This is a genomic window from Arthrobacter sp. BGA-UO-ETr-C19, from assembly GCF_059568005.1.
Genome location: NZ_JCAQPC010000021.1, coordinates 19,011 through 41,531, shown reverse-complemented (window position 1 = coordinate 41,531; position 22,521 = coordinate 19,011). Strand labels below are relative to the sequence as shown.

18 protein-coding genes and 1 riboswitch are annotated in these 22,521 nt (G+C 67.1%); of the genes, 8 read left to right on the top strand and 10 right to left on the bottom strand.

Translation table 11 applies throughout. From position 1 onward, the window contains the following. Positions 1-72: 72 nt before the first annotated feature. The 3 genes from AC57BR_RS13230 (at position 73) to AC57BR_RS13220 (ending at position 3,813) form a co-directional block, all read left to right on the top strand. The gene (locus AC57BR_RS13230) at positions 73-1,179 is read left to right on the top strand and encodes a GTP pyrophosphokinase (protein ID WP_496361253.1); all 1,107 of its coding nucleotides are present in this window, start codon (positions 73-75) and stop codon (positions 1,177-1,179) included. A gap of 6 nt (positions 1,180-1,185) precedes the next feature. Next, on the top strand, positions 1,186-2,688 hold the full coding sequence (locus AC57BR_RS13225) for a SulP family inorganic anion transporter (protein ID WP_496361251.1): 1,503 nt from the start codon (positions 1,186-1,188) through the stop codon (positions 2,686-2,688). 179 nt (positions 2,689-2,867) lie between these two features. Beyond that, positions 2,868-3,033, top strand: a riboswitch (cyclic di-AMP (ydaO/yuaA leader). A 3-nt stretch (positions 3,034-3,036) separates the two neighbouring features. Continuing rightward, positions 3,037-3,813, top strand: coding sequence for an NlpC/P60 family protein (locus tag AC57BR_RS13220; RefSeq protein WP_496361249.1), 777 nt, complete (start codon positions 3,037-3,039; stop codon positions 3,811-3,813). Positions 3,814-4,007: 194 nt separating this feature from the next. Here AC57BR_RS13220 and AC57BR_RS13215 read toward each other — a convergent pair whose 3' ends face one another. Then, the gene (locus AC57BR_RS13215; protein ID WP_496361247.1) at positions 4,008-5,147 is read right to left on the bottom strand and encodes a GGDEF domain-containing protein; all 1,140 of its coding nucleotides are present in this window, start codon (positions 5,145-5,147) and stop codon (positions 4,008-4,010) included. A 156-nt stretch (positions 5,148-5,303) separates the two neighbouring features. Here AC57BR_RS13215 and AC57BR_RS13210 point away from each other — a divergent pair, with 156 nt between their 5' ends. Further along, on the top strand, positions 5,304-6,323 hold the full coding sequence (locus tag AC57BR_RS13210; protein WP_496361245.1) for a bile acid:sodium symporter family protein: 1,020 nt from the start codon (positions 5,304-5,306) through the stop codon (positions 6,321-6,323). Here AC57BR_RS13210 and AC57BR_RS13205 read toward each other — a convergent pair. The 6 genes from AC57BR_RS13205 to AC57BR_RS13180 form a co-directional block, all read right to left on the bottom strand. Beyond that, positions 6,320-7,726 (bottom strand): LLM class flavin-dependent oxidoreductase, encoded by a 1,407-nt coding sequence (locus tag AC57BR_RS13205; RefSeq protein WP_496361243.1) that lies wholly within the window; start codon positions 7,724-7,726, stop codon positions 6,320-6,322. The two genes, AC57BR_RS13210 and AC57BR_RS13205, sit on opposite strands and share 4 nt — an antisense overlap. Before the next feature lie 33 nt (positions 7,727-7,759). Next, positions 7,760-8,677 carry an ABC transporter permease gene (locus AC57BR_RS13200; RefSeq protein ID WP_496361241.1) on the bottom strand — a complete coding sequence of 306 codons (918 nt, stop codon included), beginning with the start codon at positions 8,675-8,677 and terminating at the stop codon, positions 7,760-7,762. Continuing rightward, a complete protein-coding gene (locus AC57BR_RS13195) occupies positions 8,677-9,585 on the bottom strand; it encodes an ABC transporter ATP-binding protein (RefSeq protein WP_496361239.1) in 909 nt (302 codons plus the stop codon). The genes AC57BR_RS13200 and AC57BR_RS13195 overlap by 1 nt, the downstream gene beginning before the upstream one ends. A gap of 376 nt (positions 9,586-9,961) precedes the next feature. Continuing rightward, positions 9,962-10,597 (bottom strand): LacI family DNA-binding transcriptional regulator, encoded by a 636-nt coding sequence (locus tag AC57BR_RS13190; protein ID WP_496361237.1) that lies wholly within the window; start codon positions 10,595-10,597, stop codon positions 9,962-9,964. Positions 10,598-10,655: 58 nt separating this feature from the next. Beyond that, positions 10,656-11,489 carry a hypothetical protein gene (locus tag AC57BR_RS13185; RefSeq protein WP_496361235.1) on the bottom strand — a complete coding sequence of 278 codons (834 nt, stop codon included), beginning with the start codon at positions 11,487-11,489 and terminating at the stop codon, positions 10,656-10,658. 1 nt (position 11,490) lies between these two features. Next, complete coding sequence (locus tag AC57BR_RS13180) at positions 11,491-13,212, bottom strand: multicopper oxidase family protein (protein ID WP_496361233.1); 1,722 nt, start codon at positions 13,210-13,212, stop codon at positions 11,491-11,493. Positions 13,213-13,484: 272 nt separating this feature from the next. Between AC57BR_RS13180 and AC57BR_RS13175 the strand changes: the two genes are divergently transcribed. Both AC57BR_RS13175 and AC57BR_RS13170 read left to right on the top strand, forming a co-directional pair. After that, the gene (locus AC57BR_RS13175) at positions 13,485-13,670 is read left to right on the top strand and encodes a hypothetical protein (RefSeq protein WP_496361231.1); all 186 of its coding nucleotides are present in this window, start codon (positions 13,485-13,487) and stop codon (positions 13,668-13,670) included. Positions 13,671-13,858: 188 nt separating this feature from the next. Then, the gene (locus AC57BR_RS13170; RefSeq protein ID WP_496361229.1) at positions 13,859-15,985 is read left to right on the top strand and encodes an Ig-like domain-containing protein; all 2,127 of its coding nucleotides are present in this window, start codon (positions 13,859-13,861) and stop codon (positions 15,983-15,985) included. A 95-nt stretch (positions 15,986-16,080) separates the two neighbouring features. Here the strand turns inward: AC57BR_RS13170 and AC57BR_RS13165 are convergent, their stop codons facing one another. Beyond that, positions 16,081-16,830 carry a LysR family transcriptional regulator substrate-binding protein gene (locus AC57BR_RS13165; RefSeq protein WP_496361227.1) on the bottom strand — a complete coding sequence of 250 codons (750 nt, stop codon included), beginning with the start codon at positions 16,828-16,830 and terminating at the stop codon, positions 16,081-16,083. Between the two features lie 94 nt (positions 16,831-16,924). Between AC57BR_RS13165 and AC57BR_RS13160 the strand changes: the two genes are divergently transcribed. Further along, positions 16,925-17,323, top strand: coding sequence for a DUF5997 family protein (locus tag AC57BR_RS13160; protein WP_496361225.1), 399 nt, complete (start codon positions 16,925-16,927; stop codon positions 17,321-17,323). A 314-nt stretch (positions 17,324-17,637) separates the two neighbouring features. Next, complete coding sequence (locus AC57BR_RS13155) at positions 17,638-19,926, top strand: fibronectin type III domain-containing protein (RefSeq protein WP_496361223.1); 2,289 nt, start codon at positions 17,638-17,640, stop codon at positions 19,924-19,926. 100 nt (positions 19,927-20,026) lie between these two features. Here AC57BR_RS13155 and AC57BR_RS13150 read toward each other — a convergent pair whose 3' ends face one another. Together AC57BR_RS13150 and AC57BR_RS13145 are read right to left on the bottom strand one after the other, a co-directional pair. Further along, a complete protein-coding gene (locus AC57BR_RS13150) occupies positions 20,027-21,070 on the bottom strand; it encodes a hemolysin family protein (RefSeq protein WP_496361221.1) in 1,044 nt (347 codons plus the stop codon). After that, positions 21,063-22,424, bottom strand: a complete 1,362-nt coding sequence (locus AC57BR_RS13145) for a hemolysin family protein (protein ID WP_496361219.1) — start codon at positions 22,422-22,424, stop codon at positions 21,063-21,065. Before AC57BR_RS13145 ends, AC57BR_RS13150 begins: the two co-directional genes overlap by 8 nt. Positions 22,425-22,521 lie beyond the last annotated feature (97 nt).

Genomic DNA, 22,521 nt, shown 5'->3' with positions numbered 1-22,521 from the left:
TGGGGCGGAAGGGGCTGCAGTGGCGGGGGTGTCACCGGCGCCGCTGTCCCACCGCCTTGATAGTTTGGAACCATGGCAAGCAACTGGGATCGCCTGGACGTCACGCAGCGCGACTCCGTGCAGGAAAGCGTGGAACTCTATGAGCGCGTCCGGCCTGCCCTGAAGCTTGTCACCAGGGAAGTCCTGCAGATACTGCGGACCATGCTCAAGGACACCGAGGTCACCCCGCTGTTTGTCACCGGCCGGACCAAGTCGGTGGATTCCTTCCGGGAGAAGATCTCCCGGACCGAGGAACCGCTGGAACCCGGCGGACCGCGGCTCCTGAAGTTCCCGGACCCGTTCCGGACCCTCAACGACATGGTGGGCGTCCGTGTGATTACCAAGCTGCCGGCGGAGAACGCACTGGTTGCGAACCTGATCAAGCGCCAAAGGCACCTGTTCGACTGCCGCGGGGACCGCGAAAAGGACATTGGCTCGATCGAGTCCGGAACGTACGGGTACTCCAGCCGGCACCTGATCCTTCGCACCATCCAGAACGACGTGGTGAAGAACTACCAGCAGGTGTTCAACTCCGAGGTCCCGCCCAACGGCAGCTACTTCTTCGAATGCCAGATCCGCACCGTCTTCGCGCATGCCTGGAGCGAGATCGAGCACGACATCCGGTTCAAGGCCGAGGACCCGCGGGCCTGGACGCCGCACTTCGACCGCCAGTTCACCGCCACCGCCGCCATGCTGGAGACCGTGGAGACCGCCTTCGCGGACCTGCACGAACGCTACGAGGAGGTCCGGAGCTACTGGGACGTGGACGGTGAGGGCGCCGCGCAGCTCACCCCCAACCGCATCCGTGACGTCTGGCGCACCCTGCTCCCGCACGTAGACCGTAAAGTAGATGACGACTGGGGATGGGCGGCCGAACTCCTGGCGGCCCACGGACTCAAGCAGACCGTCCAGCTTGCCGGACTGCTCAGCGCCAACCGGATCACCGAGGTCCGCCGGGCCCTGGACCACCGCTACTCCCCCGGACCGGACCGCCTGCTGGATGACCTCCTGCTGTGGCAGTACGGCACCAAACACATCGACCTCACCGCCGAGGCGCCCGACGCCGTTCCCCACCCGCGGCGCGACAGCCTCCTGCGGCGGCTGAAGCAGATCGAGCGCTACCGCCAGACCAAGAAATAGAGTTTCATGAAGCCCGAACAGCTCCAGTCCGTCCGGGCCACCCTCCGTTCCCCGCGGCGCCTCAAGACCGAGGCCCTCGCCGGACTGGTGGTGGCCCTCGCCCTCATTCCCGAAGCCATCGCGTTCTCCGTGATCGCCGGTGTGGATCCCCGGATCGGACTGTTCGCCTCCTTCACCATGGCGGTCACCATCTCCTTCGTGGGCGGCCGGCCCGCCATGATCTCGGCCGCGACAGGCGCCGTCGCCCTCGTGATCGCGCCGCTGATGCGCAGCCACGGGCTGGACCACCTGATAGCTGCGGTAATCCTCGCCGGGGTATTCCAGATCCTGCTTGCCATGCTGGGAGTCACCCGGCTCATGCGCTTCATCCCGCGCTCGGTGATGGTGGGCTTCGTGAACGCGCTGGCCATCCTCGTGTTCATGGCCCAACTGCCGGAACTGATCGGGGTTCCGTGGCCCGTCTACCCGCTGGTCGCCGCCGGCCTGTTGATCGTCGTCGGCTTCCGCCGGATTACGACGGCGGTGCCGTCACCGTTGGTGGCCATCGTCCTCCTGACGGTCCTCGCTATAGGGGCCGGGATCGACGTCCCCACCGTCCAGGACAAGGGACAACTGCCGGAAAGCCTGCCCACACTGTTCATCCCTCAGGTGCCTCTGACGTGGGAAACCTTCCAGACCATCGCCCCGTTCTCGCTGTCCATGGCGCTCGTGGGGCTGCTGGAATCCCTGATGACGGCCAAACTGGTGGACGACATCACCGATACCCGCTCCAACAAGACCCGCGAATCCTGGGGACAGGGCGTGGCCAACATCGTCACCGGCTTCCTGGGCGGCATGGGCGGCTGCGCCGTGATCGGGCAGACCATGATCAACGTCAAGGGCTCCGGCGCCAGGAGCCGGGTGTCCACATTCCTCGCGGGCGTCTTCCTGCTGGTACTGGTGGTGACCCTGGGCGACATCGTGGGCCTGATCCCCATGGCGGCGCTGGTGGCGGTGATGATCTTCGTCTCGGCCATCACGTTCGACTGGCACTCTGTTGCACCGGCAACGCTTAGGCGGATGCCAAAATCGGAAACCGCAGTCATGCTGATCACCGTCGGCACGGTGGTGGTCACGCACAACCTGGCGATCGGCGTCGGGGTCGGGGTGCTGGCAGCGATGGCGATGTTCGCCCGCCGGGTTGCCCATTTCGCCACCGTGGAGCGGACGGAAGTAGAGCTCAACGGCCGGACGCTGGCCACCTACACCGTGGACGGCGAACTGTTCTTCGCCTCTTCCAACGACCTCTACACCCAGTTCAACTACGCCCGCGACGCCGAGCCGGACATCGACGGCGTGGTAATCGACCTGCACGCCTCGCACCTGTGGGATGCCTCAACCATCGCCGTGCTGGACGCGGTCACGGAGAAATACCGCAGGCACGGCCGCGAGGTGGAACTGATCGGCCTCAACTCGGCCAGCATCCAGATGCGGGAGCGGCTGGCCGGCAAGCTCAACGCCGCAGAGTGAGGTTCACCACAAAAATCAGACCCCGATCCCTTACCTGACGCGGGCCAATACGAAATGAACGACACGGCCCCGTTACCTTAATGTGACATTGAGCGAAGCCTCCCGTACCGTGAAAAACGTGCCTTTTCACCGACGAGGCACTCCCGCGCTGATTGCCTAACTCTGCCGCAGCCCGAGGAATCAATCGAAGACCCATGTCCGGCAGAGACGGGGAAACCACTTTTCGGCCTGCTTGCAGCGGGCCTTGGGGTGAAGCCGCGCAGTTCCTGACCACGCTCAGGACCGCGGCCGGGTGCCTCCCATCCGAATCCGACAGCTCACCTCGCAGGCATCGGGAGAGGCTTCTTCATGTCGTTCCGCTTTATTTCTGGCCGCCGTGCTGCGGCCGCCCGCTCCAATCCGTTCACCCGCATTGCCTCCGCAAACTCCGGCATCGGCCGCCAGGCAGCCGTGATCCTCGCCGCCTCCGGGCTGGCATTCACGGGCACCGTTGCGGCCAACGCCGGCGGCGCCGCCCCGGCCCAGCCGGCTCCGGCCGCCGCCCCCGAGGCTGCCAGCCAGGTGCAGGCTCCCCTGAACGCTGCCTCCGGCGTCAAGATCGAGTTTGAACGCACCGCGGTCACGTCGGCCCCGGCTCCCGTGGTGGCGGCACCCGTCGTCGAAAAGCCGGTGGTGAAGAAGGCCGCGGCACCTGCCGCCGCCCCCGTCGCTGCCGCCGCGCCCGCCAAGGCTGCAGCAGCACCCGCACCGAAGGTCACCGTCAAGGCTGCGGCACCCGCACCGAAGGTCACCGTCAAGGCTGCGGCAGGTGCCAACGCAACCATGCTCGCTTCGGCCTACGCCCAGATTGGCATCACGCAGGACTGCACCGCCATGGTGGAGAAGGCCCTCGGCGCCGCCGGCATCCACGTGGGCGACCTCGCCCCGATGCAGTTCCTGAGCCACGGCAAGGTAGTCTCCACCCCGCAGCCCGGCGACATGGTGGTGCAGTCCGGCCACGTGGCCATCTACGCCGGCGCCGGCAAGGTCATCAGCGGCGGCATGAACGGCATCAATGCCACCATGGCGCACCCGCTGTCCTGGCTCACTGCCACCGGCCCCGTCACGTTCGTGCGCGCAGCCTAGCAGAGCTGAAAAACCGCCGTGTTCCGCTGCCTTGGGGGCGGCGGAACGCGGCCACCCCCAAGGTGCTCCCACCTTTCTACAAGGACGGTGGAACACACTGGCTATGCCTGATGAAAGACCGCAGCCTCCGGCTGCGAGTCAGGATCGCCGGGTCCGGATTGTCCCCCATGCATTCCGGATCCGGTGCCTGCGGCTCAGCCCCTGACCGTGCGGTTCCGCCCCTGTGATTTCGCTTCATAGAGGGCGACGTCGGCGGCCGCGATCACCTCATCAACATCACTGGTTTTCGCGTTGTAGGTGGAAATGCCGTAGCTGACGGTCGGCATCCGCAGCAGCTCCGGGATGTGCTGCCCTGCCAGCCTCCTGCTGATTTCACCCGCAATGATTTCCGCGCTCTTGGGGCCTGCCCCGGGGAGCAGGAGGATGAACTCCTCGCCGCCGTAGCGTCCGGCAACGTCCGTTGACCGGACCGATGCGCTGCACGCCTCGGCGAACGCCCGCAGTGCAAGGTCGCCTGCCGCGTGGCCGAAGGTGTCGTTGACCGACTTGAAGTGGTCCAGGTCAGCGAGGATCAGCGAGCCCCCGCTGTTGGCGGCCTTGCTGCGTTCCAGCTCTTCGGCCGCCGCCTCCAGGAACGCGCCGCGGTTAAGGAGGCCGGTAAGCCCGTCCTGGGTGGCCACCGTCCGCAGTGCCCGTGTCTGCTGCTCGGTGCTCAGCCCCGCCATGCTGAAGGACACCACAACCAGCAGCACCATGGTGACCATGGTGGTCACCGCGGACCCGAAGTAGGTGGCAAATACGGCACCGTTTGGCCCCTGGATAAGGAACACGACCAGACGGCATAAGTAGAAGAAGGCCACGCCGCCGGCCGCGATGGCCATGGGGATCCGCACCCGGGAGTAACCGGGCTCAAGCCGCCACAGCTCGTGCGAAGCCAGGCCAATGAGCACAGCCATGGACGCCAGGAAGACGGCGCCGCCGGCCCACGTGTTGGATCCCGGGCTGTCGACGCCGGCAGCGGCGCCGGTGATGACCGGCAGCGCAACGGACATCCAGAGGTTGTACTTCAGGTTCCGGAGGGAACGCGCCCCGGCCCAGACCGCTGCCGCGCCGGACACCAGCAGGAAGTTGCCCAGCGGATTCGCCCAGACCTGCTGCGGCGTGCCGTTGAGGAGGAAGGACGCCGAGCCTGACAGGAACAGGAGCAGCGCGGCGCACCACCAGGCGCTGTAGGGCGAGCGGGTGCTGCGGAAAGTTGAAAAGTAGAACAGCAGCGCCAGAACCAGGGCCATCGCAGCGAAGGCAACCCGAAGTGTCGCCGTGTCTAGGATCATTCCGTCCCCTTGAATCCCGATCCAGTGCAATCCAGTATCGCACTGGGAACGGCCGGGGTCCTGCTGTGCCGCGCGGAATTTTCCCGGCAACGACACATTTGTCTGACATCAGTCACGAATTGGGCCGCCGCGGCGCTCCGGTGCCAGCATTATTGAATGCTTGAGGCAACAAAAGACCACGTACCCGCACCCTCGGCCACGGAGGCCGACGCCACGCCCCTGAACCCGGCCCTCGCCGCGGAAGCCAGGATTGCGCGCGTCGCGGTGACCGTCTTCCCCCTCCTGGTGCTCGCAGCCGGCGTTGCCGGGTTCCTGCTTCCCGGCGCCTTCAAACCGCTCGGCCCGGCGGTCCCGTACCTGCTGGGAATCATCATGTTCTGCATGGGCCTGACACTGACGCCGCCCGACTTCGCGGCCGTTGCGCGCAGGCCGTGGGCCGTGGTGCTGGGCATCGTGGCCCATTACGTGATCATGCCCGGGGCCGGCTGGACGATCGCCACCCTCCTCCACCTGGAGCCCGCACTCGCCGTGGGCCTGATCCTCGTGGGCTGCGCGCCGTCCGGCACCGCCTCCAACGTGATGGCGTTCCTGGCCAAGGGCGATGTGGCCCTGTCCGTGGCGGTCGCCAGTGTTTCGACTCTCATCGCCCCGGTAGTCACGCCCGTCCTGGTGCTGTTCCTGGCCGGTTCGTTCCTGACCATTGACGCCGGCGGCATGGTGCTGGACATCGTCAAGACCGTGCTGCTGCCGGTGATCGCGGGCCTGCTGGCCCGGCTGTTCCTCAAGAAGCTCGTCGCGAAGGCGCTGCCGGCGCTCCCCTGGGCATCCGCCGTCGTTATTTCCCTGATCGTGGCTGTGGTGGTGGCGGGAAGCGCCAGCAAGATCCTGGCTGCCGGCGGCATTGTGTTCCTGGCCGTGGTGCTGCACAACGGCTTCGGCCTGGGGCTCGGCTACCTGGCCGGCAAGCTCGGCCGCCTCGATGCCAAGGCCCGCAGGGCACTGGCGTTCGAGGTCGGCATGCAGAACTCTGGCCTGGCCGCAACGCTGGCCACCGCCCACTTCACTCCGCTTGCGGCCCTGCCTTCCGCCGTCTTCTCGCTCTGGCACAACATCTCCGGTGCCATCGTCGCTGCCTGGCTGGCCCGGAAGCCCCTGCCGGAGCAGCAGGAGGCCTAGACAGCAGCGGGCACCGCCCGCTCTGTTGCCGCCGCCTCGGCGGCGTCAGCCGGGGCAAATCCGCTCTCGGGCCGCGGCAGTCCGTAGTGCTCACGCAGCGTGCGCCCCGTGTACTGCTGGCGGAACAGTCCGCGGGACCGGAGGATCGGGATGACATGGTCCACGAAGTTGTCCAGGCCCGAGGGCAGCACGGGCGGCATGATGTTGAAGCCGTCGGCCGCGCCCTGCTCAAACCACTCCTGGATGGCGTCCGCCACCTGCTCGGGCGTCCCGGGGAAGGTGCGGTGCCCGCGGCCGCCGCCCAGCCTGCCGATCAGCTGGCGGACGGTGAGCCGTTCGCGCCGGGCGAGTTCCACGATCAGCGTGTACCGGCTCTTGGCCCCCTCGATCGCATCCTCCGAGGGGAGGTCTTCGGGCAGCTGCGCATCGAGCAGGAGGGACTCCGGCGAAACCCGCAGCACGCCGGCCAGCTGCTTGCGCGCGTGCTCGGGGTGGATGAGCTCGTCGAGCTGCTTCTCCAGCCGCCGCGCCTCGTGCTCCGTGGAGCCGATGACCGGGACAATGCCGGGCAGGATCTTGATGTGTTCGGGGTTGCGGCCGACGGCGGCCGTCTTCCTCTTCAGGTCCGCATAGAAGCGCTGTGCCTCGGCCAGGGTCTGCTGCGCGGTGAACACTGCCTCGGCGTAGCGGGCGGCGAAGTCCTTGCCGTCTTCGGACGAGCCGGCCTGCACGATGACAGGGTGGCCCTGGGGTGAACGCGGCACGTCCAGGGGACCCTGGATCCGGAAGTAGCGGCCGGTGTGGTTGATGGGGTGGACGCGGGAGCTGTCCGCCCAGACCCCGGCTGCTTTGTCCCCCACCGCGGCGTCGTCTTCCCAGCTGCCCCAGAGCTTCCTGGCGGCGTCGAGGAACTCGGCGGCGCGCTCGTAGCGGCGCCAGTGCGCGGGCTGGTCCTCCAGGGAGAAGTTCCGCGCGGCGGCCTCGCCAGCGGTCGTCACCACGTTCCAGCCGGCCCGGCCGCCGCTGATGTGGTCCAGCGAGGCGAACCTGCGTGCCAGGTTGTAGGGGTCGTTGTAGGTGGTGGAGGCGGTGGCAATCAGTCCGATCCGCTTGGTCACGGCGGCGATGGCGCTGAGCAGGACCGTCGGCTCGAGGGTCCCGTAGGGGCGCTGGCGCACGTCGCCGTGCAGCACAGGCGAGTCCGCGAAGAAGATCGAGTCGAAGGTGCCGCGTTCGGCGGTGCGGGCGAGCTGCTGGAAGTGTGCCACCTGCGTTCCGGCGAAGCTGTCGCTTTCGGGAAGACGCCAGGACGCCTCATGGTGTCCGGTGCTCATCAGGAAGGCATTCAGGTGGAGCTGGCGTGCGCCGCCGTTTCCGGCTTTGGCTGGGGTACGTTCAGGCATGATGTGGTTCCTTGTGTGTAGCAGGTGGGCGGGCTAGGCGGTGCGGGATCCGACGGCGGTGCGCCAGCGGGAGAAATGACGTTCGACGCCGACCAGCAGGTAGTTGACCAGCAGGCCGAGCAGGGACACTGTCAGGATGCCCGCGTACATGTCCGGGATGAGGAAGCTCATCTGGGAATTGACGATCAGGTAGCCCAGGCCGGCCTTGGCACCGACCATCTCGGCGGCGATCAGGACGAGGATCGAGGATGTGCCTGCCATCCGGATGCCCGTGAAGATGGTGGGCACGGCGGACGGAAGGATCACCTTCTGGAACAGCTGGAAATTGGACAGCCCCAGTGATCGGGCGGCCCGGATCAGCAGCGGGTCAACGGTCCGGACGCCGGCGATGGTGTTCAGCAGCACCGGGAAGAACGCCGCGTAGGCCACAATGCTGATCTTGGACGTCTCCCCGATGCCCAGCAGCAGCGTGAACACCGGGAGCAGGGCAAGGGCGGCCGTATTCCGGAAGACTTCCAGCAGCGGGTTGAGGAAGCGGTCGAGTGCCCCGTACCAGGCCACGAGCAGCCCGAGTGCAACGGCGGACACAACGGCGATGCCGAATCCGCTCGCGGAGCGGCTCAGGCTCGCGGCGAGATGGTTCTGAAGCTGGCCGTTTGCCACGAGTGTGCCCAGTGCCTCGAGCACCACGTGCAGGGGCGGAAGGAACACCCTCGTCGAGGCCGGGGCCAGGTAGGTGGGTCCCAGTTCCCAGAGCAGCAGGAACAGGATGATGGCCCCGGCACCCCACACGGCTTTGCCGCCCTGCCGGGCGTACAGGCGCAGCGTGGCCGCAGGTGTCTTGCCGGGTCCGGGACGCAGCGCCGGATTCCGCCCCGTCGTTGCGTCCCCGGCAGCTGCCGCGGGACCGGGCTGCGTTTCCATTTCCTTGGTCAGGGTTGGCGTGCTCATCAGGCTGCCTTTCCGGTGGTGATGGTCCTGGTTTCGTCCGGTGCCGTTCCGTCGGGCTGGATCTTTGCATGCCCGGCTTGCTGGGCACGGCGTACCTCGTCATGCAGCAGCGACCACACCTTGTGGCGGTGTTCCACGAAGGCCGGGTTGGAGCGGACGTCCTCGTCGCCGGAGCGGTCCCCGAGGTCGATGTCCACGATTTCCTTCAGCCGTCCCGGCCGGGAGCTGAGCACGGCCACGCGCTGGCCGAGGTACACGGCCTCGTCGATGCCGTGGGTGATGAAGATGATGGTCTTGCCCGTGGTGGCCCAGATGCGGAGCAGTTCGGCCTGGAGCTGCTCGCGAGTTTGGGCGTCCAGCGCGGCGAAGGGTTCGTCCATCAGCAGGATGTCCGGTTCGTAGGCCAGGCTGCGGGCGATAGCCACGCGCTGTTTCATGCCGCCGGACAGCTCGTGCGGGTAACGGTCTTCAAATCCGCCGAGGCCCACAAGCTCGAGGTATTCGCGTGCCTTCCCGGCCCGCTCCTTGCGGCTGTAGCGCTTCCCGTCGCTGCCCGCGCCTTCCAGGCCGAAGGACACGTTGGCAGCGGCTGTGCGCCAGGGGAACAGCGCATACTGCTGGAAAACGACGGCGCGGTCCCGGCCCGGGCCTGCCACTTCCCGGCCGTCCACCAGCACCTTGCCGGTGTCCGGTTTGGTAAGGCCGGCCAGGAGGTCCAGGAGTGTGGTCTTCCCGGAGCCGCTGGGGCCCACCAGGGTGATGAATTCGCCTGCGGAGACGTCAAGGGAGATGCCGTCCAGGGCGGTCAGGACCGCCCCTTCCGGGTTGTCCTTGCTGGGCCGCACCGTGAACTTCTTGGTAATATTTTGAAGGCTGATTTTCGGTATCGGCCCGGTTCCGGAGGTCATGGCGTGCTTCCCTTCAGCAGGTCGTTCAAGGCGTTTGGTGTCCACCATGAGAGCAGAGATGGACCACCGCCTGAAGGGCGCGGTCACGAGGAGAAACGGGGCGTAACCTGCCGGCCTGGGCCGCGGATGGCGGCTCCGGGACGCGCGGGGACTTCAAAGTAAACAGTGCGTAACGGCGGGCGTCTTCCGGGGACACCGGATGACGCACGGCGACAGAAACGGGCCGCGAAATGCGGCTGATGTTGCGGCCGGCTACGGACCATGACGGGCCGGCGCCGCCCGCGCCTTCCACCGAACGCGGGCAGCCCGAAGGTCCGATTGTTACGCGGCTGCCGGCACCGGGCTCCGGAGCAGCTGGTTCCTAGAAGACGGGTTCCTAGAAGACGGGGATCTGCTCGGCAAACGCACCGGCGGCGGACAGCATCTCGTTCAGCAACTGGAGTGCCCCGCCGCCGAACAGGGCATGTCCGCTGAGCCGCTTCCAGGAGGCCGAGCTTTCTGCGGCCTTGGCCGCGTACCCCGCCATCCGGTCCATGAGCAGGGCGACCGCCTGTTCTGCATGCACCGATTCGGAGATGACCACCTGCGCGATGCCGCGCCTGGCCAGTTCCGCGATGGCGTGGTCCTCTTCCTCGGTAGTGGGCGAGACGCCCATGATGACGCCGTCTGCACCGCCGGCCAGCATGAACTGCCGCCACGACTGGCCGAGCAGGATAACCGGCTGGTAGCCGTGCCGCGGAAGTATCGCGGCGGCGGCCGTGGCCAGCGCCCGGTCCGGCGGCCATTCCAGGTCCTCGATGGCGATGGCCACCAGGTCCGTCCTGCCGCGGCGCATTCCCCGCGCCGCCTGGTTGGGCACGTAGCCCAGGTCATCGACGGCGGCCATGACGCGTTCCTGCGTGGACGGGCTGACCCGGGTGGTGCCTCCGCTCCTGCCCGACAGCACGTAGGACACCGTCGTCAGTGAGACCCCGGCCCGTTCGGCAACGTCCCGGATGGTGGGGCTGGACATGCTTCTCACTGTTTTCTCCTATCGTTCCTCCGCGCAGTTCTGGCTTGGAAGTGGTGCATCACTCCGTGTGCGGATGTATTGCCTGGCCTTCGAGCTGCTCCGCGTCCCACGGCGGTTCCGCGGCCATGTCCACGCCGGTTCCGGACGCGGACCGTGGCCCGACGTTCACCCCGGCGGCAGGAAGGTGCGCCTGCCTGCTGATGCCCTCGCGGACACTCTCGACGGTTTCGTCGCCGAGCAGCGGACCCGTGTAGCTGATGCTGAGCTGCCCGCCCTTCGCCACGGTGCTGTAGTTCCCGAGTGCGTCGGAGACTATGCCCTCCCTGTCCACGGCGGCCGATACTGCGGCGGGGTCCGCGGTGACAACGCTGAACCGCAGGTCATGCACCAGGACCGGCAGGACGTAGAAGTTCTTCACGCCCAGGCTGCCGGTGTCCTCCTCGGTGACTGCCCGCACAATGGTGCGTCCGTCGTCGGGAGTGGCAGTTGACGGAAGGGCCACGATGACCTCGGGGACCATCTGCTGCAGCACGGCGGGTTCAAGCACATCAGGCGAGATGGCGCTCAGGACGGTGCCCCGCGCCGCAGCGGCCGCGTCCAGCCGCTTGCGGATGCCGGCGATGTCGGCGTCCAGGCCGCTGTGGACGGCGATCACCACCCTGCGCCGGACCATGAGGCCGTCGAAGCTGACGGTGGGCCGGCCGTTGCCCAGGTCCTGCCCTTCCTCGGCCTGCGCGAGGACCCGGTTCGCGGCGTCCGCGGCGTTGGCTGGGCTGCTGGCGGGCGGGGTGGGAGCCGGGTTGGCCGCCGGACTGGCCTGGACACCACCGGTGCAGCCGGCCAGGGAGAAGGCCAGCAGCACCGCCGGTGCGATCAGCAGCGTCCGGTTCATGTCACGTCCCCGCCGGGTAGGCCAGCTTGTACTTCGAGGCGTAGTACCCCTCGGGCCGGGTTTCCAGCACGGGCTTGTCGGCGTTGATGGGATCGTTGTTACGCAGGTCGCCAACGGAGAACTGGACCATCATGTCGTGGTCCTCGTGCACGAGGTTGTGGCAGTGGACCATGTACCGGCCGCCGACGTGCTTGCCGGTGTCGAACTGCATGAGGACGGTGACCGATTCACTCTCGCCCGCATAGAAGACGTCCTTTGGCCCGCCTTCCCACGCGAATGGCTTGCCGCCGTTGGTGTTGCGCCCGATGATCTTGCCGTCGATCAGGTGGATGTGGACCGGATGGAACCAGCCGCCGGACTCGTTGACGATGGTCCACTGCTCCACCTGGTTGCGCTGCGGGTTGGCGAAGCACCGCGTGAAGTTGGATTTTTCCACGGTGTCCCAGGTTTCACCGTTGATGGTCCATTCCCCGCCCTGCCGCTGGACCCGGAGGATCCTCTTGGCCACGGCCATGTCCGGGGTCAGTGCCATAGTGTCCAGCCCGCCGATGGCCTTCGTGGGGTGCGGCCCTGGATCCAGCGTCGTGGGGATGGCGGCGATGGTCCGGGACCCGGGCTGCGCGGGGGAATCAGCCACCACCTGGAACTTCATGACCTTGCCCGTGTTGGCGAAGTTCACGTTGTTCTTGTTGCTCAGGTTCCGCAGCTCCACGGACTGGCCCGGCTTGTATTTCCGGAAGTCGATCAGCACCTCGTAGCGTTCGGCCGTGCCTTGCCGCCACGAGGACACCGCCTGCACCTTCGGGGTCATCCCGGCGTCGGTGCCCACCACATGGAACGGGTCGCCGTTGGACAGGGCGAAACGGTAGGAGCGGGTGATCGAACCAACCAGGAAGCGGAACCGGTAGATGCGCGGCTTGACCTTCATGGTGGGCCACGGCACTCCGTTGACCATGATGATGTCGCCCCACAGCCCGGCGTGGCCGTTGTCGTTGTAGCCGAGGGACCCGTCAGCGTTCAACATCACGTCCGAGACCAGGATGGGCACGTCGAACTCGCCCTGGGGCAACTGCGCCCGCTCACGCGCGTTGGTGATGGAGTAGATGGAGGCGAGCCCCGAGTACACGCCCTGCGCCGTCAGCATGTGGTTGTGGTCGTGGTACCAGAGCGTCCGCGCCGCCTGCCAGTTTGGATAGTGGTAGTTCTTCACCCTGCCGGGTGCGGTGCGGTCGTTGGCATATCCGTCGTACTGGGGCAGCGACGCCGAGCCGTGCAGGTGGGTGACGGTGTTGAACGTGTTTGGGTAGAGCAGGCCGGTCGCGGGCAGGCGGTTGCTGATCCTCAGCTCGCTCCGGGTGCCCTGCTGCACGCGGACGGTGGGGCCCGGGAAAATGCCGTTGTACCCCGCCAGGGTGGTGCTCAGCCCCCGTGCGATCTGGGCCTTGCCCAGCTTTTGGTTCAGGGCATATTTTGCGAAGGGCGTGCCGTCGCGGTCCCGGCCCGTGGCGTAGGGAAGCAGTTCCGGAGGCCGCCGGAAGGCGTTGAGGAACGGAACCGGCATGTTCGCCGGGGCGAGCGCGCTTGGCGCGACCACCGTTTCGTCGTCGTCCGCGCCCCGGCGCCCGGGGACACCCGCGAGGGCCGGCCCTCCGGTTGATGCTGTGACGGCGACAGCGCCGCCTAACAGGCTTAGTTTCAACACGTCCCTCCGTGTTGTTGCCATGACGTCCTCCCAGCTGGTTTTTGATGGCCACAGCGACGGCATTGGCGCTGGCCAAGTATTGAGACACAACTCATGGTGCGACGTTCTACTCCAGAAAACCTTGGGAAGCAGCGCCCGCAGGCGCCTGTCCCACCTGAATAGGTGGGAGGGCCGCCGTCGGGGGCGGAACCCCCTAGGTATGGCCGCCGCAGACGCGGCACAGCTGGCCGGCTCCCGGCTATTCACAATGGACCGGCGGCAGAATGCAGCGGGGAGCAAAGGAGCGTGGTCCCATGCAGGAGGAAGGTCTTCGGCGCCAGATCATGGGCGTCATCAGCCACGTCCTCGCTGACGAGGCGACAGACACGGACGTACGGATGGCGCTGCTCCGGCACCTTGGCGAGAACCCCGGAAGCCCGGAGCAGGCCCTGCTGGCGCACCTGCGCGAATGCCGGGGCCAGGACGCCGGTCCGGGCTGAGGGGTCCGCCGCGGCGGGTCCGTCCTGAGCCTGTGGTCCCCCCACCGGGGTGGACGGGGACTCTTTTGAGGGTGGACCCGCCGGGCATTTATCCAAGGTCTTTATTTGAAGCTTGACGTGGTTGGGGGCAATCACCTGGCTTGGCCTAAGAGGTTCTGGGGGCCATCTTGAGCACCGAAGGAGTCACCATGTTTTCGACATTCCACCATCATGAACGGTTCAAGTCCGGAGGGCGCAGCGGGCCCGGCCCGCGGCCGAACGAAGCAGGGGCAGGCCGCACACGGGTTAGGGGCGGACTGGCATCCGTAGCCGCCGGCGCGCTGCTAACCGCCGCCCTGTCGCCGCTGGCTGCGGCCCCGGCGAGCGCTGCCGCCGCCGGCGTGGGGCCCGTGGATCCGTCCAACGGCTTTCCCACCTGGTTTTCCGACGGCACCGTGAAGCTGCAGCTCTGCTACATGGCCGGTGCAGGCTGCCTCTCCGAGCCGCCCGACCCCGCTGCGCCGGCGTCGTATCCGGACAACTTCCCGGAGGAGGCGTTTTGGTTCAATGCCTCCGCCACCGGCGGCAACCTCCGCCTTTACGAGGCGGCGCTCGAAGGTGCCCACACCAACGGCGTTGTTGAGCCGGGAGAGCAGATGGGCTTCGGCAGGCTCCGGTTCCTCGTGGAGAACATCCTCCCGAACACCGCCTACACCATCACGCACCCGTACGGAGTGAACGTCATCACCTCGGAGGCCGATCCGAAGAATCCTGCACTGGGACGGATCAAGACCACCATTGATTCCGGCGTGTGTGCGCCCAGCCCCACCGCGCCCTGCAACTGGGCGGGAGTGGGCGCCGCCTTCCTGGGCGACTACAAAGCCGGCAGCACGGCTACCTTCCTTCGCCAGGTGGGCGCCGCGCCCGGAACGCTGGGCGACATCAACACCCCACGCGCCGTTACCGGCGCCCCCTCCGGCACCAACGCCGTCGTCATCACCGGCCCCAATGCCGGCGGCCCGGGGATCAACACCCTCACCGTCAGCACATTCACGGTGCAGGGGCTGATGGCGGAAGGGTCCGACGGCGCCCCGTCCACCCCGGATCTGGCGGCAGCCAGTGACAGCGGACGTTCGGCCACGGACAACATCACCAACGTCACGGCACCGACCTTCACCGGCGCTTTGCCGGCCGGAAGCACCGCCCCCGTGCAGCTGGTCGTGGACGGCGCAGCAACTCCCGTGGCAACCACCCTGGCAGGCGGAAACTACTCCGCCAGGCTGGCACCGCTCGGCCAGGGCGTCCACAGAGTCCAGTCCCGGACGGCGAACCCCGCCTACGTTCCCGACCCGCTGACGGGAGTAGTGCCCGCCGGCGTTCCTCAGTTCCTGACCTCCCCGACGCTGACATTCACCGTGGACAGTGCGGCCCCCGTGGCCACCGTCATCGCGCCGTTCCCGTCAACGCCGACCCTGGACAACACGCCGACGCTGAACTTCAGCAGCGAAGCCGGTGCCAGGTTTGAATGCCAACTGCTGCCCAGCAACACCGACTGGGATCCCACCTGCGCTTCGCCCAAAACCTGGGATGCCCAGGCCAACGGGACCTACGTATTCAACGTCCGGGCAACCGACGCCGCCGGCAACATCAGCACCGCCGCCAGCCGGACCGTCCAGATTGGCCCGGCGGACACGGTTGCTCCCACCGTCACCGGCCGGGCACCCGCCTCGGCCGCCACAGGCGTCGGTACCGGCACGAACGTCACCGCCACTTTCAGTGAGTTCGTCCAGGGCGTCTCCGGGAGCACGTTCACGCTGAAGAACGCTGCCGGGGCCACCATCGCGGCGACGGTGACCTACGACCCGGCAACCCGCCGGGCGACTCTCGACCCCACCGCCCTGCTCACCCCGAGCACTGCCTACACCGCGACCCTGACCGGCGGCACGGCCACCATCCGCGACCTGGCGAACCGGCCGCTTGCCTCAACCAGCTGGCGGTTCACCACAAGCGCCGCCCCCACCGTGTCCTCCCGGGCTCCGGGCGTGAACTCCACCGGGGCGCTCCGGACGGCCAACATCACGGCCACGTTCAGCAAGCCCGTCAACGGCGTCGGCACCGCCACCTTCACCCTGAAGAACGCCGCCACCGGCGCGGCGGTGGCAGCCACCGTCACCCGCAACGGGACCACAAACCAGTGGATCCTCAACCCGGCCGCCACCCTAGCGGCCAGCACCAGGTACACCGCCACCGTCACGGGCGGCCCCGCCGCGGTACGGGATGTTGCCGGCACTCCGCTTGCCAGCACGGCCTGGAGCTTCACCACCGGCACCCGCTAGGCGGCTGAACTGAAATAGCAGCAAGAGGAAGGCGCCGCCAGCACACAGCAGGCGGCGCCTTCCTGTGTGATCATGGCGCACGTGCGGCCCTCTGGCTACCGCTTGCCCTTCTTCCGCGAGCCGCGGCCCTTTCCCTTGTCCGGGTTGGGGGCGTAGCGCTGGGCAACTTTAGGCTTCTTGCCGCCCGCGCCTGCGCCGCCGCCGCGGCGGTCCGGCTTAGGTGCCTTCTTCGGCTTCTCCTGCTGCGCGGACGGCTGCCGTGAGCTCTGCGCCGTGCGGCCGCGGACAATGCCGATGAACTCTTCAATGACCTCGTCCGTGGCGTCGCTGGGCCAAGCGAGCGCAATCTGGGTTCCCGGCGCGCCTGTGAGGCGGCGGGCCACCGTGTCCTTGGTGTTGAAATGCCGGGCGACGGACATGGGAACTATCAGCAGGCCCGCACCTGTTGCCACCACCTGAAGAGCCATTTCCGGCCCGCCCAGCTCATCGGCGTCGAGGAAGTTTTCCTCGCCCAGGTCCGCCAGCGCCACGTCCTCGAACACGGTGATTTCATGGCCCTTGGGCGCCACCACCACGGGCTGTTCCTCGTACAGCGGGATGACGTTCAGGCCTTCGCGCTCCACCGGGAGGCGGACAAAGCTGAGGTCCGCCGAACCGTCACGAAGCACCGAAAGCTGCGAGCCGCCGTCGGACATGAATGAACGCAGGGGAACGTGCGGCATCCGTTCCTCCCAGCGCCGGATCCACTTCCCCGGCGTCACGCCGGGGACGTAGGCAAAGCGGAGCTCGCGCGGCGGGGAGTCCGGCGCGGCCGGGTCCAGGGTGGGTTCATCTTCAGCGGGCACACCTTCACAGTACTGCCACCGGCACGCACAGCGCGGCGCGCGTTGGCCACAGGCCTTGGTCAGGGGAGCAGGCCCAGCCGGATACCCTTAATGCATGACCTCCGCTAACTCCCAGTCCATGAAGCCGGCCACCGTTGCCAAGAAGCTTGGCATCTACCTGCCAGCGACGCCCCAGGAGTTCCAGGATTCAACCATCACCCGCGCAGAGTTCGCCGAGCTGCAGTCCAACCCGCCGGAGTGGCTGGCAGAACTGCGCCGCAACGGCCCGCACCCCCGCCCTGTGGTGGCGCAGAAGCTCAACATCTCCATCAGCGGCCTTGCCCGCGGCGGCGTTGAAGAGGCGCTGACGACGGCGGAAATCACCGCGCTGCTGCAGGCTCCCCCTGCGTGGCTCGTCGCCGAGCGTGCCACGCACGCCGCCGTCCGCGCCGAAGCCCAGCGCGTGAAGGAAGAGGCTGCCAAGAAGTCGGAAAAGAAGGCCCGCCAAGGCTAAAGCTGCCCCATTTCCGGCCATTCCCTTGGGGAAACCCGGAATTCTGATCCCCCAGCACTGGGGGAATTGGGGGTTCCAACCCGAGTGGGGGGTCTACGTCCCGGGAAGGGCTGAACGCGGGGAATCCCGGTGCTGACATGGGCAAATCACCCTGGTCCCCCTCGGGGCCCCTCCATGTGGGGGGACCAAAGAGTGCCGCCATTTTGGTGGCCCGGCTCGTTTCTCCAAGCCAAAACGCCCAGCGTTTCCCCAAGGGGCCCTGTTGATTCTGTGATTGTGCGTGAAGGTCGCGCACTCGGATCGATGAGGTCATCATGAAATCAGCACAAAGCGAGCCGGGAGCGCACACTTCTCGCCGTCCCGGCGCCCGCAAGGCCGGAATCTTTGCCACCGTCTCGGCCGTCATCTGCTCAACGTCCATGTTCGCCATTCCCGCCGCCAGCGCGGCCGTACCCACTTTTCCGGACAACATCGTTGTCTTCCCCAACCGTGACTTCGTCACCATCGAGGGCTACCAGAACCACATCGGAGAGACCGGCACGGTCGAGGTGCGCCGCGCCGGCAAGGTGATCGGCTCAGCCCAGGGCGTGGTGGCTGCCGGGGATGTCGCCTTCGAAGTCAACCATCCCGGCGGCTACTGCTGGGGTGCAGGAACCGGCCTGAACGTCACGCCGGACATCCTCCCGGGCGACGTCGTCTCCATCAAGTTCGGTGCCACTGACGGTGGCGAAACCACCGTCCAGGACGCCTACGTGACCGGCGATGCCACGCTCAGCGGCAGCACCCTCACCGTCAAGGGGCACATCGGCGCAGGGGTCAACCCCGCCCAGATGGAACAGCGCATCATTGAGCCTGCGCTCAAGGACACCACGGTGGCACGCCGGGACATCCGCGCCGTCCCCGGCGCGCTCACACCGGCCCCCAAGGGCGGCTACTCCTCAAGCCTGGAAGTCGCGGGCGACACCTTCACCGCCATCTACAACTTCGACGACGCCGCCACCGCTGAAATCGCCGCCAACGCCGGGCTCGGCGAGCGCGCCATGGCCTGGCAGTTCGAAGACGCAGACGCCAACCGGCAGGGCCTGACCATCGCCGAGTACGGCGAACCCGGCGGACCCGGCATGGGCGGCTGCCCCAACGGCCCGCTGCAGTCCGGGCCTCCTGCACCGTCCGGCATCACGGCCGCCAAGGTTTCCGGCGGGCTGAAGCTGAACTGGACGCCGGCCGAAGCCATCCCCGGAACCCCGGCCATCACCGGCTACCGCGCCGTCGCAGTCGGCAAGACCGTGACCGGCAACGAGCAGGTGGAGATCGGCAAGCGCATCTCCGGCCAGGCGGCCACCGGCACCACCATCACCGGCCTCTCCGCCACCGAGGACTACGACGTGTACGTCGTGGGCATCAGCAGCGTCGGCGAGACCTACCCCGCAGCCCACGCCATCCCGGTCACGGACAGCACGGCTCCGACCGTATCTGCGACGCCCAACGGCGGCACCTCCCCCGTGGCACAGCGGGTCACCCTGACCGCCAACGAAACGGGCAGCGACATCTACTACACCACCGACGGTTCCGATCCGGTCCTCTCCGGCGGCGTCCTCGGTGCGACGGCTATCCGCTACACCGCCCCGATGGACATCCCTGCCACCACCACCCTGCGGTTTGCCGCGTTCGACCCCTCGGGCAACGTCTCCACCATCAGCCAGGCCGTCTTCACCGTCACCAACGATCCGGTTCCCGCCGCACCGGCTTTCTCCGGGGCACCTGTGGTGGGCCAGGGCACGGCCACACTGACATGGACCGCGCCGAACCCCGGCGCCCCCGGCCTGACGATCACCGGTTACACCCTCCAGGCCTACACCGCTAACGGCACAGCATTCGGCGCGCCGCAGACGGCAGCAGGCACGGCAACATCGCTCGTCTACGGCGGGCTTGCGGGCGACACCGCCTACCAGTTCACCATCAAGGCCAGCAACGTCAACGGCACCGGACCCGAATCGGCCAAGACCGCCGCCGTCACCGCTCAGGGCGCCGTTGTCGCAGTGGCCGGCCCGGACCAGAACATTGTCCGACGCACCACGGCCACCCCGGTCACTCTTGACGGCACGGGCTCCACCACCACCGGAGCAACCTATCTGTGGGAGCAGGTCCTGACCGGGCCAACCGATCCGGACCAGGTCACGCTCACCGGGGCCAAAACGCTCAAGCCGACCTTCAGCCTCCCCGTCTTCAGGACACCGATGACCAACAATGCGCTCACGTTCCGCCTCACCGTAACGGTCGGCGCGACGGTCCGGACCGATGAAGTGAAGGTAGTGCCGGTCACGGACCGGGTAACCATCGGCGTCGCCCAGTGGAAGACCGGCGACCTCAGGATCGACGGCACCAGCTCCGTGGTTGGCGGCACCGTCACCATCCGCGTCGGCGGCCCCACCGGCCGGATCTTGGGCCAGCCAGCCGTTACCGCGGCTGTGGCACCGGCAACCGGTGGCGTGTTCACCCTGCGGCTCCGCAACGCGGCAGCCGGCACCACCAACCCGGGCACGGTATGGATTGAATCCACGCTCGGCGGCACCGCAGGTCCCAAGGCGGTAGCCAACAAGTAGAGAAAAACCAGCATCAACCACCGAGTCCGGTGCCTGGCGGCGATCAGCCGCCAGGCACCGGACTCGTTTGTGTTCCGGGATCGTTTGTTTCCAGGGTGGGTTAGGAGCTGCTGGTGGCGTCCTGCACCTCGCCCACCAGTTCCTCGATGATGTCCTCGAGGAAGAGCACACCGGTGGTGTTTCCCCGTGCGTCGAAGACCCTGGCCACGTGCGCGCCGGTGCGGCGCATGGTGGCCAGGGCATCCTCGAGCTCACTGCCGCGGAACGTCGAGGCCAGCCGGCGGATCCGTTTCTCCGGCACGGGCCGGGTGAACTTCTCCGGCGTGGTGAGGTCCATGACGTCCTTCAGGTGAAGGTAACCGGAGGGGTCGCCGTCGTCGTCGGTCAGGATGTAACGGGAGTAGCCGTGCTCGGCGACGGCCCGCTGGATGTCTGCCGGCGTCGACGACGCCGGCAGGAACACCATCTCGGCGACCGGAACCTCGACGTCGGCCACGGTCTTTTCCGTGAACTCGAAGGCCGCGGTGAGGGCGCCGGTGTTATCGGTCAGGACGCCTTCCCTCGTTGACTGCTCGACGATGCTGGCCACCTCGTCCAGGGTGTAGGCGCTGGTGGCCTCGTCCTTGGGCTCCACCCGGAACAGGCGGAGGATGGAGTTGGCGATGCCGTTCAGGGTCCAGATCACCGGTTTGAACAGGCGCGCCACCATCACCAGCGGCGGGGCCAGGATCAGCGCGGCGCGGGTGGGTACCGAGAACGAAATGTTCTTGGGGACCATCTCGCCGAGCACCACGTGCAGGAAGGTCACCAGCAGCAGCGCCGTGACGAAGGCGATGATTCCGATCGCTTCCCCGGACAGGGACGTCAGGCCAAGCGGGATCTCCAGCAGGTGGTGGATCGCCGGTTCGGAGACGTTCAGGATCACCAGCGAGCAGACCGTGATGCCCAGCTGGCTGGTGGCCAGCATGAGCGTTGCGTGCTCCATCGCCCAGAGCGTGGTTTTCGCAGCCTTGCTGCCCGCCTCCGCCTTGGGTTCGATCTGCGACCGGCGGGCGGAGATGACGGCGAACTCGGCGCCGACGAAGAAGCCGTTGACCACCAGCAGGACTGCGAGCCAGATGATGCCCGGAAGGTACTCACTCATGGGTCAGCTCCTGTGTGAGGCCATCGATGATCCTGTCATGGGCGCTCTTAGTCGCTTCTTGTGAGGCGTCCGGGGTGAAGCGGATCCGCTCCACGTGGGTTCCCAGGACCCGTTCCACGCGGAGGGTGCCGCCGTCGATCTTCACTTCATCGCCCAGTTCCGGGATGCGGTCCAGCTGGTCGGTGACGAAGCCGGCGAGGGTGTCGTATTCCTCGCCGTCGGGCACTGCGATGCCGGTCCGGTCCAGCAGTTCGTCGGGCCGCAGGGATGCATCAAAGGTGATGGACCGCCCGGTCCTGACAACGCCGGTGCGGGCACGGTCATGTTCGTCCTCAAGCTCGCCGACGATCTCTTCCACGAGGTCCTCAAGGGTGACGATGCCGGCGGTTCCGCCGTGTTCGTCTGAGACGATGGCCACCTGCAGCCCCTGTTTGCGCAGCAGGACCAACAGCGTGTCGACCCCCATGGATTCCGGCACCCGCAGCGGCTCGATCATCAGCTCCGAAGCAGTGAAGCGGGCCCGTTCTTCGATGGCCACAGCGAAGGCCTGCTTGACGTGCAGCACGCCGAGCACGTCGTCGCGGTCCTCCCCGATGACGGGAAAGCGGGAGTAGCCGGTGGTGGTGGCGAGGGCGACGATCTCTTCGGCCGTGTCATGGGCGTTTACTGCCGTCATCCGCACGCGGGGTGTCATGACGTCCGCGGCGGAGTGCTCAGAGAATCGCAGCGTGCGGTGCAGCAACACGGCGTGGTCCGCGTCCAGGACGCCTTCCATCGCGGACCGGCGTACCAGCGAACTCAGTTCCTCGGCGCTGCGGGCGCCGGAAAGCTCTTCCTTGGGCTCAATCCCGAAAGAGCGGATGATCCGGTTCGCGGTGTTGTTGAACAGCAGGATCACGGGCTTGAAGACGGTAGTGAAGAGGGTCTGGAACGGAACCACGACTTTGGCCGTGGCCAGCGGCAGGGCCAGGGCGAAGTTCTTGGGCACCAGCTCACCAATCACCATCGAAAAAATGGTGGCGATGAAGATGCCCGCCACTGCGCCGACGCCGGGAACAACGCCCTCAGGGATTCCCACGGAGAGCAGTGGGCCGTGCAGCATGGAGCTGATCGCCGGCTCAAACGTGTAGCCGGTCAGCAGGGTGGTCAGGGTGATGCCGAGCTGGGCACCGGACAGATGCGTCGAGGTGATCTTCAACGCCTTGATTGTGCTGGTGAGGCGCTTTTCCCCGCGGGCCTGGCGGGCTTCAAGATCGTTCCGGTCCAGATTGACCAGCGCGAACTCGGAAGCAACAAAGAAACCGGTACCGACCGTGAGAACGAGGCCGATGCCGAGCATGATCCATTCATACATTCGGGCGCCCCTCTCCCGTGGTGGCCGGCGAACCGGTCAGAAGGTGGAGGGGCCAGGGCATATGTGAAGGAGGGTCGTCCATAGTGCCCCCCAGTAT

Excerpts from the sequence above, each read along its gene's own strand:
- AC57BR_RS13215 (WP_496361247.1), bottom strand. The coding sequence starts at position 5,147 with ATGATCCTAGACACGGCGACACTTCGGGTTGCCTTCGCTGCGATGGCC.
- AC57BR_RS13190 (WP_496361237.1), bottom strand. The coding sequence starts at position 10,597 with ATGTCCAGCCCCACCATCCGGGACGTTGCCGAACGGGCCGGGGTCTCA.
- AC57BR_RS13160 (WP_496361225.1), top strand. The coding sequence starts at position 16,925 with ATGACCTCCGCTAACTCCCAGTCCATGAAGCCGGCCACCGTTGCCAAG.
- AC57BR_RS13155 (WP_496361223.1), top strand. The coding sequence starts at position 17,638 with ATGAAATCAGCACAAAGCGAGCCGGGAGCGCACACTTCTCGCCGTCCC.
- AC57BR_RS13145 (WP_496361219.1), bottom strand. The coding sequence starts at position 22,424 with ATGTATGAATGGATCATGCTCGGCATCGGCCTCGTTCTCACGGTCGGT.
- AC57BR_RS13175 (WP_496361231.1), top strand. The coding sequence starts at position 13,485 with ATGCAGGAGGAAGGTCTTCGGCGCCAGATCATGGGCGTCATCAGCCAC.
- AC57BR_RS13185 (WP_496361235.1), bottom strand. The coding sequence starts at position 11,489 with ATGAACCGGACGCTGCTGATCGCACCGGCGGTGCTGCTGGCCTTCTCC.
- AC57BR_RS13225 (WP_496361251.1), top strand. The coding sequence starts at position 1,186 with ATGAAGCCCGAACAGCTCCAGTCCGTCCGGGCCACCCTCCGTTCCCCG.
- AC57BR_RS13210 (WP_496361245.1), top strand. The coding sequence starts at position 5,304 with ATGCTTGAGGCAACAAAAGACCACGTACCCGCACCCTCGGCCACGGAG.
- AC57BR_RS13230 (WP_496361253.1), top strand. The coding sequence starts at position 73 with ATGGCAAGCAACTGGGATCGCCTGGACGTCACGCAGCGCGACTCCGTG.
- AC57BR_RS13150 (WP_496361221.1), bottom strand. The coding sequence starts at position 21,070 with ATGAGTGAGTACCTTCCGGGCATCATCTGGCTCGCAGTCCTGCTGGTG.
- AC57BR_RS13170 (WP_496361229.1), top strand. The coding sequence starts at position 13,859 with ATGTTTTCGACATTCCACCATCATGAACGGTTCAAGTCCGGAGGGCGC.
- AC57BR_RS13205 (WP_496361243.1), bottom strand. The coding sequence starts at position 7,726 with ATGCCTGAACGTACCCCAGCCAAAGCCGGAAACGGCGGCGCACGCCAG.
- AC57BR_RS13195 (WP_496361239.1), bottom strand. The coding sequence starts at position 9,585 with ATGACCTCCGGAACCGGGCCGATACCGAAAATCAGCCTTCAAAATATT.
- AC57BR_RS13200 (WP_496361241.1), bottom strand. The coding sequence starts at position 8,677 with ATGAGCACGCCAACCCTGACCAAGGAAATGGAAACGCAGCCCGGTCCC.
- AC57BR_RS13220 (WP_496361249.1), top strand. The coding sequence starts at position 3,037 with ATGTCGTTCCGCTTTATTTCTGGCCGCCGTGCTGCGGCCGCCCGCTCC.
- AC57BR_RS13180 (WP_496361233.1), bottom strand. The coding sequence starts at position 13,212 with ATGGCAACAACACGGAGGGACGTGTTGAAACTAAGCCTGTTAGGCGGC.